Below are 15,137 nucleotides of genomic sequence, written 5' to 3' on the forward strand. Positions count from 1 at the left end.
GGATGATACACATATTTTTTCTATCGAACAATCGTTAAACGCTCTGCTGCGCGGGTAATTCCCGTATAAAGCCAGCGTGCATACATATCACGAAATGCAAAACTTTCATCAAACAAAACAACGTTGTTCCATTGAGAACCTTGTGCTTTATGAACCGTCAAGGCATACCCATAATCAAAATCATCATATCGCTTTTTTAATGCCCACGAAATTTCCTGATCTGGATTTTCAAAGGCTGCTTTTAAAAGTTTAATCTTTGTTACCCCACGCTCACTTTCTTCTGGTTTTACCAGAAGATTAATACTTGGTTTAACCGTCTCTTTCTGTGAAGTCATCACCTTCCATAAAGAGCCATTTAACAAACCTTTAGCAGGATCATTTCGCAAACACACAAGCTTATCTCCCGCTTGCGGATAATCTGCTGTAAATCCCTTTAACATACGCAAACGCTGATTATAAAGGTGACGTGTACGATTAATTCCGACCAAGACCTGATCCGCATCCAAAACCAATTGTTGATTAACCTCTTTACGTGTCACAACGCGCGCTTCTCCATAGTCACCATAAGCAATATCGCGTCCTTCACGCACATCCATAGCAAGCCGGATAATCGGATTATCTCTCGCTTGCCGATGAATTTCTGAGAGAAGAAAATCTGGTTCCCCATTGGAAAAAAAGCCTCCACCTGAAATAGGAGGCAATTGACCTGGATCACCAAGAACAAGAATTGGCGTCCGAAAACTCATTAAATCACGCGCCAATTGTTCATCGACCATCGAGCATTCATCAACAATAATGAGTTTAGCTTGTGCAGCAGCACTTCTTCGATTTAATGTAAATGTTGGAGCAATAGACTTTTTTCCCGTAATTTCATCGGAAACTTCCTCTTCTCCACGCGGACAATAAATCAGCGAATGAATCGTACAAGCATTGCTTGCACCTTTAGAACGCAAAACCTGCGCTGCCTTGCCCGTAAAAGCAGCAAACTGGACAGAACCATCAACTGTCTCTGCAAAATAGCGCGCAAGCGTCGTCTTACCCGTTCCCGCATAGCCAAAAAGGCGAAAAAGAGGAGAACGCCCTTCTCTCAACCACGCGGCAACAGCCTTCAATGCATTATCCTGTTCCCGTGAAAACTGCATAGCTTACCAACATAAGATCTGCATAAAAAGAGCAGTATTTTGAAAAAAACCGACGACTAAGAAAAACTTTTTTATTAAGAATTGCTTACACACGCCCATCTAACAACTTTCGTAGCACAATTATCAATTATTTATCCATTGCTTTTTCAAAATATTGTAACAATCTAAATTTTATCTATACATCGATCCTCGATGTAACACCTTATACGTATCAAATAAAATATCATTTTTTACAACAGTAACACCAACAATGGAATATGCATTATCTTAAATTTAAAATAGCACCTATACACGCTTTTTCTAATCCAAATTGAGAATAAGAAAAAGAACATTGCCATTGCAAAACCCTCGCTAGAAAAAATATCCTTAACAGGATAAGAAGTATGTAATTATACGAATACTATTTTACATAATCAATCAGCTTTCTTGCACATAAAAATAAAGTACATCCACTATGGCGAAATAATAATTAAATATATCAAAAACCTTTTGGCAGAAATAGAAATAGCTCTCAACAAAACGACTTAATCCTATGATAATATACCTATAAAGGTCCTCTCTCTCTTATCATGATTTTAATAAATTTTACTCTGCATGCTACAAATAAGTTATATCTCAACGAATAAAGAGAGACATCACGCTTATATGAAGCAGGCTTTATCTCACACAAATATGTGGAGGAGATTTTAATTGAAAATATTAATTCCAGATAACTATCAAAAAGCCACCCTAACTTACATATTACAAAACTAATGAAATCGCATGAAGTGCTGGTTATAAATAATTTAGCTAAAGAATATGATTTAGAAGATAAGCTCAAAGAAATAGGTATTCTTATCTTCATCAGAGAACGGATTATCGTTGATAGAAATTTTCTTCTGAAACTGCCAAATTTAAAATTAATCTGCCAAACAAACCCTATAGGTTCACATATTGATATAGAATCTTGTAGAGAGTTAGGAATTGAAATCTTAGACGATGAGCGATCCAACTTCTGTTGCTGAATTTGGCCTAGTTCTTAATGATGTCTGCGCGTAAAAAAAACTCTATAAATCTGTATCTGATATGAAAAAAGACGATGGCAAACAACATTTGACAACCAAATGAAAGGGGATACCCTTGGAATATTCGGGTTTGAGCGTATGGGTAAAATGGTTGCTCAATATGCTCAAGCTTTTGGCATGTCCATTTTGGTTTATGGAAGCGAGCATTCAACGCAAAAAGTAAAAAATTGAGGTTATCATTTTACGCAATCAACAGATGAATTTTTTACACGTCCTGGCATTATATCCCTACATTTACGTTTAAGCGATAAAACCAGAGAAATCATTCAATGAGATGATTTATTGAGCATGAAATCCATGCTATTCTTGTCAACACAGCGCGTTCAGATTTGGTTGAAAACAAGGCGATAGAAAAAATACTAAGTTTGGAAAATTCAACTTACTTTGCACTGGAGGTTTATGTCAGTAAGCCAGTATATGAGAAAAAATTATTGCAATCAGATAGAGTTCTTTGCACACCGCATCTGAGCTATGTGACTGGAAAAAGCTTTGAGAATTATATTGTAAAAGCTTGCCAAAATATAACCTCTTTTATGAAGAGCGCTTAATGCCGGTTGAGCCAATGTTTGTAAAATTTATCTTATATCGTATCGCTAGCGTATCAAATTTGCACGACACATCATAGCTTATTTCCTTGAATTAAGCGTATTTCTTAGCTTTCATATGAATACCAATCCTATTGACAGATTTTTATGTAATCAGCATAAAATGCCTTATTTATTGTTGCAATCATCATAAAAAAAAGACTACTTTATTGGATTACTCTTTAATTGGAGGGGGCATCGTGCGCAATAATAAATTTATAGAAAAAAATTATTATAGATGGATTATATTACTTGTTGCCACGATCGTTCAAACATCATCCTGCTTCTTTGTTCAAGGGATTGGTCCTTTAGCTGAATTTTTTAAGAAGGATTTTTCGCTCAGTGACTCTCAGATAGGTTTGCTGTCTTCAGCAGCGCAGTTCCTGCCTATTATTGGATTACTTGTAGCTGGCGAATTACTAGACAAGTTTAACGAGCGCTATATTGTTGGCGTTGGCGCGGTCGGCGTTTCTGTCACTCTTTTGTTGGGAGCAATCGCAGATAACTATATTTCCCTTTTGGTTTGTTTGCTCATTGTCGGGGGATTTTATAGTTCTGTTCAACCCGGTGGTGCTAAATCTGTTTCTTCATGGTTTCCACAATCCCAGCGCGGATTTGCAATGGGAATAAGACAGGCGGGGCTACCATTAGGTGGAGCTTTGGCTGGGATAGTTCTTCCTGCGAGTGCACTTGTCTATGGTATACAAGGTGCGTTTTTGGTCGGTGCCCTCGTTTCTTTTTTAGGTGGATGTATATTTATTATTTTTTATCACTCACCAGCAAAAGATATCGTTATCGTTCCTGAAAAAAGGGGAAGAATTTCGTTCTATGCAAATGTAAGGTCTCGTCTTGCAATGTTGGCTGCGCCGCATATGAAGAATATTATTTTTTCAGGCGTTTCACTTACGATAGTTCAATATGTTTTAACCATTTTTATAACGATTTATTTTCATAGAATCTATCACCTATCCTTAGATAAAAGTGCTTATTTGTTTTTTGTTTCACAAGCTTCTGGTGCCTTAGGAAGAATTATCTTAGCAGCGTGGAGTGATCATTGTAGAAAAGGACGATTTTTTCCTGTCTTGTTTTGCATGATTGCAGTCGTTGTTGGATTGTTAATATTAATTTTGGGCATTAGTGGATCCATAATTTATTTAACTCTTTTATCTGCTTGGTTAGGTTTTTTTGGAATGGGATGGTATGGCCCTTGGGTTGCTTATATTGTAGACTCTTCGCCAAAAGAAAGCATTGGCTTTTCTCTGGGTTTAGCAATGTCTGTCAACCAAATCGCAATTATTACTGCTCCACCATTATTTGGATTAATCCAAGATTTTACAGACACTTATTTACTAACATGGCTGATTTTAATTTTAATGATTGTTTTTTCACTTTTCTTAATAAAAAAGTAGGCAAATATAATTGGGGAGGAAATTATAATGATAAATGAAAATACTTTTGAGTTGAGCAATGGCGAAAGAAACAAACTTTGGAAAGCTTTAGACCATGCTATTTATGATCCATACGGTGGTGTTGAATATTCGGTTGAGCTAGAAAAATAGTATTTTCGCTGCTACCCCATAGAATATTGACAATTCTTATGAATCAAAAGGGGGCTATTACCCCTAGACCATATTTAATCTTTGAAAACCTTCCCGTTGACAGACAAATTAATACATCACCTAATCCTTATAATCTAGATGCGTCTTGTAAAAGTGGCTATATTAGCGAAAATTTAATTATGATGTTTTCTTTATTGATCGGAGAGCCTTACTCAATTAAGTTTGAAGGCGAATATATAGTCAATAACCTGTTATCCTTTAGAGGAAAATAAAAAAGATTATACAGGATTAGGATCTGAAGTTGAGTTAGATTTTCATATAGAAAATGCTGCACTAAAATTTATAACGGGTTTAAATTTATCTCTTAAAGGAATACTTTTATCTGGTGTTCGCAATGATGTTGATGGTCCATTAACGAGAATATCTGATGCACGTCTTGCTTTAAAACTTTTAAGTGAGGAGGGGTTGAGGAGCTTAAGGGATAATTTATATATAATTAATGTTCCCTATAAATGGAGAAAAAATGAGATAACCTCTACAAGTAAAGTGCCCCTCGTTCAAGGGGACGGTGAATTCCCAGATATCAGCGCTGTTTTTTATCCGGACATGTTAGAGCCCCAGTCAAAAAAAGCCAAGGAGGCTTTAGATCATTTTTATGAAGCTATTAAGGCGTATCTTTTGGAATTGATGTACAACTAGGAAGATTATTATGCATTGATAACAGAATAGCTCTAAACTCTAAAGATAAATTGTTTGGATCATTTGATCGTTATGAAAATTCAATGTGGTGGATCAAAGAGTGTTTGTGTCTACAGATTTATGGAATCAGCGATATGTAGAACAAATAAAAGAAAGGGTATTTGATTTTCAATGTTAATGTCCTGATAATGATATGATGTTGAGTATTATTCTGGTTTATATATATATTGACATCTCATATGTATAGATTTCTCCCGCCTAATCCGGTGAGGTTACGACCTGATTATAAGCTATGGTGGCCTCTTGATTTTCTATGGCTGCATTTTGATCTTTGTTATTTTTGCCCTTCCTTTCAAGCCGCTAGGGGGATTCTCCGATCAAGCTCTTGAAAGAGCGATTTGGAGTAATTTCATAATGCAAAACCAAAACATAGTGACAAACTTTTCTATTGTTTTCATAGGCATAATAGTTTGCATGGTTGCACCCGTCAAGCGCGGTAGCTTTTTTCTTGCACGATGGAATCTTTCATATATGAGACAACATAATTAATTTATAATAGATAATTCAATGTATTATCTAAAAAATGCAACGAAATAGCTATTAAGCTGAACATATGAATTAAAACAAACATCGCGTACAAATAAATTTAAACATAATTGGGCACACGACTTATAACATTTTTTAGATAAATAAATAATAATACACCCCGTGTCTTTAAATAAAGCCCCATGTCTTTAAACAAAGAATGAAAATCATAAAATGAGCTCTAAGAATAATAGGAACTCTCCACAAAGAAGAGACAGAGATGAAGCCTCCAAAGACTTCATCATCACCATCCTTCAACATTTTACTAACATATTCATTTTATACAAGAATTTTCCCCGCAGAAGAAACAGCATTTGCAACAGTTTCCTCGCTTGCTTCATCAGGTAATAACATCTCATTATGGGCACATCCCGAGGGGATCATGGGAAAACAGTTTTCTAAATGATAAACATGGCAATCAAAAAGAACAGGCTTATCACAGTCAATCATCTGCTGAATTTTATCATCCAGTTCATCAGGTTTTGAACAATAAATTCCCACCGCTCCATAAGCTTGTGCCAATTTTACAAAGTCAGGCATAGACTCCGTATAAGAATGAGAAAGACGATTACCATGCAGCAATTGTTGCCACTGGCGAACCATTCCCATATATTGATTATTTAAAATAAAAATTTTCACAGGTGTGTCATGTTGAATAGCTGTTGCAAGCTCTTGAATATTCATCTGAATGGAAGCATCACCAGAAATACATACAACAAGTGCATCAGGATGGGCTATTTGAACACCAATCGCGGCAGGCAGACCATACCCCATCGTTCCAAGACCACCAGAAGTCATCCAATGTTTTGGTTCATCAAAGTGATAATATTGTGCTGCCCACATCTGATGCTGTCCGACATCCGTTGTAATATAAGCACGAGTATCCTTGGTCAGTGCATAAAGCCGTTCAAGAGCATATTGGGGCATGATAACATCTTTTTTTTCCATATATGCCAATGAATTACGAGCTCTCCAGCGATTAATTTGCGTCCACCATGTTTTACGACTTTCTTGATCAAGCTTTGACTGATGCTTATGCAAATGTTGCATTATATCTGCCAAAACATGCCCCACATCGCCAATAAGTGAAACTTCTGCTTTGACGATTTTATTAATTGCAGAAGGATCAATATCAATATGAATAATACGCGCATGAGGTGCAAATGCATCAAGGCGCCCCGTGATACGATCATCAAATCGTGCTCCAACAGCCAACATGACATCACAATCATGCATGGCCATATTCGCCTCATAGGTTCCATGCATTCCCAGCATTCCGAGCCAATTTTTTCCAGAAGCAGGATAAGCACCAAGTCCCATTAAGGTTGAAGTAATCGGAAAATCTCCCAATTGAACTAAATTACGCAAGAGCTGAACAGCCTCCCCTCCTGATGAAATGACACCTCCACCAGAATAAATAACAGGGCGTTTTGCCTCAACTAAAAGAGAAACGCCAGCTTCAATAGCCTCACGATTATTTCCTTTCAACGATGGAAAAGAATGTAAAAGCTCCTGAACTTGAGGTGCTCTATAAAATCCTGAAGCAAATTGAACATCCTTAGGAATATCAATCAAAACCGGTCCTGGACGCCCTGATTGAGCAAGAGAAAAAGCTTCATGAATAATTTCTGCAAGATCATTGACATCTTTAACCAGCCAATTACCCTTCGTACAAGGCTTTGTAATTCCAACTGTATCAGCCTCTTGAAAAGCATTTGTTCCAATCACCGTTGTTGACACCTGACCAGAAAAACAAACAAGAGGGATAGAATCCATAAGAGCATCCTGCAAAGGTGTCACAGCATTCGTTGCCCCTGGACCAGACGTCACAAGCATAACCCCTACCTTTCCAGTACTGCGTGCATAGCCTTCAGCCGCATGCCCTGCGGCTTGTTCATGGCGCACCAAAATATGCCGGAGTGTATTTTGATGATAAAGAACATCAAAAATAGGCAAAACAGCCCCACCAGGATAACCAAAAATATGTTCAACGCCTTGATCTATAAGAGCCTGTACCACTATTTCAGCTCCCGACATTATTTTTCCATTTAAACTCTCTTGCTGTTTTGGATCATTTCGCATTTTTCCCACTCACCTACTTTGATAGGACAATAAAAAAGCCCCTAAAGGAGCCCATAAAAAAAGACCCCTAAGGAGTCTATTACACAACACATATTGTATGATCACCCCCCATTATTCCAACGCATAAAATATATAAAAAAATTCCTTATAGAAAGATTTTTAATTCCATTGAACCCATTCGTCAATAAAAAATTTATTCTTCACAAATTATCTTTTGCAAATTCTTCTATAAAGCTCTAGCTTTTTCATCAAGAAGTAAGCATCCATTCTTCATCAAATTGATGACGAAACCAAGTCATTTGTCTTTTTGCATATCTCCTCGTTTGTGTTTTCACCGCTTCCAGAGCATTTTCAAAGCTTCTATCTCCATCCAAATAGGCCATAAATTCAGGTATACCAATTGCTTTCATCGCTGGTAACGAAGGAGAAAGCATAAGTTTCTTTATGGCCACCACCTCTTCTAAAGCCCCTCTTTCAATCATGGAGTCCAAGCGTTTATGAATACGTTCATAAAGCAAAGGACGAGGTGGCATAAGAAGAATTTTTTCAGCACAACTGGGCGCAATGAGAGGTGTTGTTTTTTGCTTCTGCCACCAACTGAGCTTCTCACTGGTTGCCTCATAAACTTCCAAAGCACGAACAATACGCTGTCCATCTTGCGAAGAAATCTTTTCAGCAACAACAGCATCAATCTGTAACAACTGGCGATAAAGACTTTCCGCCCCCTCTTTATCAAGCAGCAAGCGCCATTTCTGCCGCACAACATCTGGAACATGAGGGATTTGCGAAATCCCCTCCAAAAGAGCACGAAAATAAAGTCCTGTTCCTCCAACAAAAATAATGGATCTCGATGTAAAAGTAACCAACAGCTTCTCAACATCACACAACCATTGTCCTACAGAATAATTCAAACGAGGACTCACATGACCATAAAGATAATGGGGAACAATCGCGGTATCAACCGCCCTCGGCCGTGCCGTTAAAACATTTAAAATGTCATAAACCTGCATTGAATCAGTGTTAATAATAAGAGCATTTCTTTCTTGAGCCATTTGCAAAGCAAGTTCTGATTTCCCACTTGCCGTGGGCCCTGCTATCAATGTAATTGTTCTCTGTGTCATGAAGAGCAATTCCTACCAATCAGAAACTTATTGCAACATGCATAATCACCTGCAAAGCCCCTGTATTTTTCTCCATTATCATAAAGTAAAAACTTTATAAAAATACGAACACGACTTTTCCTTCCAGATAAAGAAAACCCTTATGAAAATTATAAAAAAGAAACTTCATAATAATATCAAAGGAGTTTCAAAGCATTTTTCGCTATCATAATTCAATAACAAATTACAGCCGTAATAATTCTGTCTGTTAACGCAATAAAAATATACTCTTTGTCTCATTTATGAAAATAATACTGAGCTTAAACTATAAAATAGCTTAATTTTTTTCTATAAAAACAGCATGTAACTCTGATCGATAATAAGAAGCTAAGAATTTTTTCTTCACACTCTCTTTTTATCTATCACAAAGAACGATCTCAATATACCGATAATCATTTGTTTATAATGTAATTTTACTCTAAGAGTTTTTTTTCAAACTGAAGAGAAAAAATGCCCTCTACAGCACACAAAATATAATCACAAAGCGCTGAAAATCTCACTCACATAAAATATTATTTATAATAGTTGAGCAATTTACCTGTGATCCCCCACTATAAGATTTACCTATTTCATCTCCTCTCGCATAAGGCGTCATATCAAGAGCATTCACCTGTGCAACCCAAAGATACCAAAACCGCCTTAAGAAAGACGACAGATATCTCTCATATAACATTAACATTTCAAAGCAAAGGCTGTTCAATATTAAAACCAGCAAAACTATTGGCCAAATTGTATTTTTATTCAGCACAAAAATGAAGCCGTCCACTGAATTTTATGTTATATAATCCATACTCTTCATCGTAAAATGAGTTTTTAAAATACGAGACGTTACATGACTGAGCTCTCTAAATACGCATATATTAAAGCGAATAATAAAAAACAAAAAATGAATTCTTTAAACATCAATCCTATAATGCATCAATCCATTGGGATTGTTACGAACCGTAACTCTCCATCTGGGCGCGCTACGATAAATAGAGCATTTTTACGTCCAGCTTCACGTAATTTATGCAGACGTTTTTTAGCCTCATCAATTGTTGTAATAGCACTCTGGTTGATATCAACAATCACTTCACCAACGCGAATACGCTTTTTCTCCGCAGCACTATTTTGTGTAACAGATGTCACCACGAGTCCTCGAAGTTTATCTGAAATTGAATAACGATGACGCAAATCCTCTGTCAATTCAGATAACGTCATGCCCATCAATTGCATTGTCACACTTTGGGGCAGATCATCACCTTTTTTATCATCGACTTCTTCTTCTGTATCTTCATTGTCATCGGTCTCAATCAAACGTCCAAGCTTAACTTTTACGGTTTTTTCTTGCCCATTCCGAAAAATAGTGACATCCACAACTCTTCCTTCTGAACTCTCCGCGACTAAACGGGGTAAATCATGCGCATGCTTAATTTTGGAATTCCCAAAGGAAAGAATAACATCTCCTGTTTGCAACTGGCTATTATCGACATTATTTTTTTCCGTCTGTTCTACTTTACCAGCCACCAACGCTCCTACAGCATTCTCTAGTTTTAAACTTTTTGCAATATCCTCTGTCACCGGCTGAATACGAATAGCCAACCAACCACGCCTTATTTCTCCAAACTCACGCAACTGATTAATCACAGAAAGAGCCATATCCGATGGTATAGCAAACCCAATACCAATCGATCCTCCAGAAGGAGAAACAATAGCTGTATTAATGCCAATAACTTCACCATTCCTATCAAACAACGGACCACCAGAATTGCCTCGATTAATCGCAGCATCTGTTTGAATAAAATTATCATAAGGACCTGCATTAAGATCACGGTTACGTGCAGAAATGATACCAACCGTCACACTCCCACCAAAACCATAAGGGTTACCAATAGCCATAACCCAGTCACCAATACGTGCTTTTTCTGAGTCACCAAAACGCACAGCTTTTAATTTTTTACTTCCCGCATCCACTTGCAGCAACGCTAAATCCGTTTTGCTATCTTTTCCAAGGAGCTTTGCCTTTAGTTTTGTCCCATCCGTAAAATTCACTTCAATATCATCAGCATCAACGATAACATGATAATTTGTAACAATAATCCCTTTCTGCGCATCAATTACAAAACCAGACCCCAAAGAACGCACCTTTTGAAATTGACTATTTTTTCCCCCCTCTTTGGGTGTAAAAAAATCATGAAAATATTCCTCCAATAATGAATCTTTGGGAATAACGGGTATCGAAGTATTTTCATCCTGTTCTGTTCCTTCAACAGTCTGTGCCGTAGAAATATTCACAACCGTCTCCAAAAGCTCAGAAGCTAAATCAGGAACGGAAGGCAATGTTTTATTTGTCTCTGCGCTCCAAGACAAACGCATGGATCCTGATAAAAACAAAAGCACACAAAAAACAACTCTTGTGATAAAAGACTTCAAAAATATATTTCTACTCACAATACTTCTACCCATGACATGCCTTTAAACCAAAGCTGTAAAGAGCCTTACTCAATATCTATTATGCAAAATCAGTATGGCTTAACATTCTTTTATATTCATCATAAAAACAAAGAGCTATAGAGGATACTACTCAGACACGTACCCTCCATATATTGTTTCATCTATTCCCCATTGGGCTTTGAATCAGTTTTATTCAAATTAGGACTCATTGTTGATGAAAGTTTTTTCTTTGCTTGCGGAGAATTTCGAAAATAAAAAAAGAAATCCTCATTTGGTGAAATCACCATCGGTATTCTCTCTAAATTCTTATACTGCTCCATGGCTAACCAAAAATCGTAAAAAGATGGATTAGCTTCTCGCGCTTTGAGTAAAATGCGAATACTTTCAGCCTGTCCTTCACCACGGGTAATTTCAGCATCACGCTTTGCAGCCGCCACAATTTCTTCATATTCACGATTTGCCTCTGCAACGATACGATCTCGCTCTTGTTGACCACGAGCGCGAATATTTTCCGCAACCGCTTCCCGCTCCGCAGCCATTTGCCGATAAACATCTTCGGAAACAGCATCGGTTAAATCGGTTTTTCGAATACGTACATCAACAATCTTAATACCCAGCGAACCTGCATCTATAGAAAATTGCCTTTGAACCTCAGCCATCATCGCGCCTCGTTCATCCGATAAGGCTGCTTTAAATTCTCGCTTACCATAAACAGCCCGCAAAGCGTCAATAAAGCGTGGTGCAAGATTTTCACGTGCTGCAATTTGTGGGCGCCCTGAAGCAATACGCTGTAAAAACAATTTAGGATCTGTAATACGATAAATAAAGAACGCATCCACTTCATAATAAGCCCCCCCACGAACTTGCACAGATTGTGTAGGAACATCGTAACGCAACAGCCGATTATCCACCACAATCATCTTATCCACAAAAGGTATTTTCACATAAATCCCAGGATTAGATTCTACCTTGACGATCTGTCCAAAACGCTTAATAGCGACTTGTTGACGAGGATAGACAACAAAAAATGACATCCACAACATGATCAAAAAAATTATTATGGTACTAAAAACAAACAAAAAACGAGACTGCTGCATGATTAACGTCCTCCAGAAATCTGAGCATCCAAGAGCGATGTAGAACGTGCTGATTTTATTTTCGCTTTTTCTGATAAATTATGATGCAGCAATTCATTCAAAGGAAGATAAGGCACCGCAGGAGAATTAATTTGATCGAGCAGCAATTTATTGGGGGAAGAAAAGATACGCCCCATCGTCTCCATATAAAGACGATAACGCGCAGCCTCTGGTGAAATTGCTGCCTCACGGGCTATGGACTGAAAACGTTCAGCACGACCTGTTGCCTCTTCAACCATTTGTGCTTTTTCACCTTTCGCGATTTCCCGTGTCCGTGAAGCTTCACCATTTGCTAAACCAATCTTCGTAAAACGCACACGATTTCCTTCTTCAATCATTCTTCCCCGTTCTTGCTCTGCCTGCTGCACAGAATTAAACGCCGCAGCAACTTTGGTAGGAGGAGCAGCTTCACTGATCGATACACGGCTTATTTCAACCCCGAGTTGATACTTATCGACAGTCAACTGGGTAATCTTTCTCACATCGTTAGCAACTTCTTCTTTTTTATCGCGTAAAACATCATCAACAGGTCTTGAGCCAATGACCTCTCGCATTGCACTTTCAGCGACCTGACGAACTGTGCCTTCTTGATCATTCACATTAAATAAAAATTGTCCTGGATGTGAAATACGATAGTAAACAGAAAAATTGACATTCACAATATTTTGATCACTCGACAGCATCAGACCTTCACTTTGTTGTCTCTGTCCAGGTTGTCCACCAATTGCAATTGTTTTTTCCGTTAAAGGAACTTTCATATAAGTCTCAATGGGCCAAAAATGAAAATGCAACCCATCGCCGATAATTTCTTCTTTAGGCACACCGAAACGCAATTCTACTGCTTGCTCATTTTGTTGAACAATATAAAGTGACTGATAGAGAAAAACACACACAGCAAGCAGAAGGAACAAGACAAAAACGCCCCCTCGACTAAATTGTTTAAACTGATCCTGTCCTTTACGCAAAATATCATCAAGATTGGGGCCATTTCCACCACCATTACTGCCACCAGAACCAAACAGATTCTTAGCCGATGTTTTTTTATCACCACTGTTTTTATTTTTATCGCCACTCCACGGGCCACCACCATTTTGATTTGTCCAGGGCATTATCACCTCTTTAACTGACTACCATTCATTCAAACACCAACCCTTCACTTACAGCCTATAGGGTTCCTCTTATCTCAATTACGCAACAGATAAACCCTTTCCACTTCATATGACAAAAAATTATTTCCGCTCATAAACAACAAAACGTGTCGGATGGCTATCTTTATCTCCTTTTGGAATATCTTGTGTTTGCACAATAGTCCACTTTTCTTTATCAAAAATAGGAAAAAAACGATCACCTTCTATAGAAGCTAAAACTTCTGTAAGGAATATTTTATCAGCAAGACCAAATCCTTGTTGAAAAATTTCACCCCCACCAATAATAAAAATTTCCTCTACATTATTTTGAGAAGCAGCATTTGTTGCAAGAGAACATGCCTGTGATAAAGAATGCGCAACAACAGCCCCTTCCGCGCTAAAGGTACAATCGCGTGTAATGACGATATTTGTGCGCCCTGGTAAAGGTCTCCCGATAGAATCCCAAGTTTTTCGCCCCATTATAATAGGCTTAGCCAACGTCAACGCCTTAAAGCGTTGCAAATCTGTCGATAAATGCCACGGCATTGCACCTTCATGACCGATAACACCATTTTCTGCAACAGCAGCAATTAAACAAATGGAAATCTTCATATTGCTACCGGCGCTTTAATATGGGGGTGTGCATCATAATTAAGCAATTCAAAATCCTCAAATTTAAAAGAAAAAAGATCTGTTACCATTGGATTTATACGCATACAAGGCAAAGCATTTGGTATACGAGACAATTGATATTTTGCCTGTTCAAAATGATTAGAATAAAGATGCGCGTCCCCCAGCGTATGAATAAAATCACCAACTTTAAGGCCACTAACTTGTGCAATCATCATCGTTAACAATGCATAGGACGCAATATTAAATGGAACCCCTAAGAAAATATCCGCCGAACGCTGGTAAAGCTGACAGGATAATTTACCCTCAGCAATATAAAATTGAAAAAAACAATGACAAGGTGGCAGAGCCATCTCTTCTATCAATGCGGGATTCCAAGCTGATACAATCAGGCGACGAGAATGAGGCGTCTCCTTAATCATCGTCAACAGATCACTGATTTGATCAATATGGCGTCCATCAGGAGCAGGCCAAGAGCGCCACTGATACCCATAAACAGGACCAAGATTTCCTTGTTTATCAGCCCATTCGTCCCAAATAGATACACCATGCTCCTTTAACCATGCAATATTTGTATCGCCTTTAAGAAACCATAAAAGCTCATAAATAATTGAACGTAAGTGTAATTTCTTTGTTGTCAACAATGGAAATCCTGCTTGTAAATCAAAGCGCATCTGATAGCCAAAAATAGATCGCGTCCCCACTCCCGTCCGATCTGTGCGATCAATACCCTGATTTAAAACATGCGATAAAAGAGCAAGATATGATTTCATAGAGTTATTATGTCCGATTCTTTTCATTATAGAAAATAAAAACTATAAATCCGGATAAACATAATTCAAATCTTTTTCCAAAAACATCTTACACAAGAAATTATCATGATCTGACTAAAATTTTGATGCAAAAGATAAAATACTATAGACAGCTTCTAAGAAA

Annotated in this window: 13 protein-coding genes; 5 read left to right on the forward strand and 8 right to left on the reverse strand. The window is 37.7% G+C overall.

Features of this window, described 5'->3' with window-relative positions; genetic code table 11:
* Nucleotides 1-20: 20 nt before the first annotated feature.
* On the reverse strand, nucleotides 21-1,142 hold the full coding sequence (locus D1093_RS07695) for an ATP-dependent DNA helicase (protein ID WP_120101748.1): 1,122 nt from the start codon (nucleotides 1,140-1,142) through the stop codon (nucleotides 21-23).
* Between the two features lie 752 nt (nucleotides 1,143-1,894).
* On the opposite strand from D1093_RS07695, the gene D1093_RS10300 reads away from it, so the two are divergent.
* From D1093_RS10300 to D1093_RS10480, 5 genes are all read left to right on the forward strand, one after another.
* Entirely contained in the window at nucleotides 1,895-2,146 is a 252-nt protein-coding gene (locus D1093_RS10300) for a Rossmann-fold NAD(P)-binding domain-containing protein (RefSeq protein ID WP_244613982.1), read from the forward strand.
* A gap of 99 nt (nucleotides 2,147-2,245) precedes the next feature.
* A complete protein-coding gene (locus D1093_RS10470) occupies nucleotides 2,246-2,377 on the forward strand; it encodes an NAD(P)-dependent oxidoreductase (RefSeq protein WP_280178755.1) in 132 nt (43 codons plus the stop codon).
* A gap of 158 nt (nucleotides 2,378-2,535) precedes the next feature.
* The gene (locus tag D1093_RS10475; RefSeq protein WP_280178756.1) at nucleotides 2,536-2,754 is read left to right on the forward strand and encodes a Rossmann-fold NAD(P)-binding domain-containing protein; all 219 of its coding nucleotides are present in this window, start codon (nucleotides 2,536-2,538) and stop codon (nucleotides 2,752-2,754) included.
* 131 nt (nucleotides 2,755-2,885) lie between these two features.
* Nucleotides 2,886-4,199: an MFS transporter gene (locus D1093_RS07705; protein WP_244613983.1), complete on the forward strand. Its 1,314-nt coding sequence runs from the start codon at nucleotides 2,886-2,888 to the stop codon at nucleotides 4,197-4,199.
* Between the two features lie 27 nt (nucleotides 4,200-4,226).
* Entirely contained in the window at nucleotides 4,227-4,349 is a 123-nt protein-coding gene (locus D1093_RS10480; RefSeq protein WP_280178757.1) for a hypothetical protein, read from the forward strand.
* 1,563 nt (nucleotides 4,350-5,912) lie between these two features.
* Here D1093_RS10480 and D1093_RS07715 read toward each other — a convergent pair.
* From D1093_RS07715 to D1093_RS07745, 7 genes are all read right to left on the reverse strand, one after another.
* Entirely contained in the window at nucleotides 5,913-7,715 is a 1,803-nt protein-coding gene (locus D1093_RS07715) for an acetolactate synthase 3 large subunit (protein ID WP_120102385.1), read from the reverse strand.
* 248 nt (nucleotides 7,716-7,963) lie between these two features.
* Nucleotides 7,964-8,836, reverse strand: coding sequence for a tRNA (adenosine(37)-N6)-dimethylallyltransferase MiaA (gene miaA / locus D1093_RS07720; RefSeq protein WP_120101752.1), 873 nt, complete (start codon nucleotides 8,834-8,836; stop codon nucleotides 7,964-7,966).
* A 957-nt stretch (nucleotides 8,837-9,793) separates the two neighbouring features.
* On the reverse strand, nucleotides 9,794-11,320 hold the full coding sequence (locus tag D1093_RS07725) for a Do family serine endopeptidase (protein ID WP_120101754.1): 1,527 nt from the start codon (nucleotides 11,318-11,320) through the stop codon (nucleotides 9,794-9,796).
* Between the two features lie 149 nt (nucleotides 11,321-11,469).
* Nucleotides 11,470-12,405 (reverse strand): protease modulator HflC, encoded by a 936-nt coding sequence (hflC, locus tag D1093_RS07730; protein WP_120101756.1) that lies wholly within the window; start codon nucleotides 12,403-12,405, stop codon nucleotides 11,470-11,472.
* A gap of 2 nt (nucleotides 12,406-12,407) precedes the next feature.
* The gene (gene hflK, locus D1093_RS07735; RefSeq protein ID WP_120101758.1) at nucleotides 12,408-13,553 is read right to left on the reverse strand and encodes an FtsH protease activity modulator HflK; all 1,146 of its coding nucleotides are present in this window, start codon (nucleotides 13,551-13,553) and stop codon (nucleotides 12,408-12,410) included.
* A 120-nt stretch (nucleotides 13,554-13,673) separates the two neighbouring features.
* Complete coding sequence (locus tag D1093_RS07740; RefSeq protein ID WP_120101761.1) at nucleotides 13,674-14,183, reverse strand: dihydrofolate reductase; 510 nt, start codon at nucleotides 14,181-14,183, stop codon at nucleotides 13,674-13,676.
* The gene (locus tag D1093_RS07745; RefSeq protein ID WP_120101763.1) at nucleotides 14,180-14,974 is read right to left on the reverse strand and encodes a thymidylate synthase; all 795 of its coding nucleotides are present in this window, start codon (nucleotides 14,972-14,974) and stop codon (nucleotides 14,180-14,182) included. Before D1093_RS07745 ends, D1093_RS07740 begins: the two co-directional genes overlap by 4 nt.
* Between the last annotated feature and the right edge of the window lie 163 nt (nucleotides 14,975-15,137).

The organism is Bartonella kosoyi, assembly GCF_003606325.2.
Lineage (GTDB): Bacteria > Pseudomonadota > Alphaproteobacteria > Rhizobiales > Rhizobiaceae > Bartonella > Bartonella kosoyi.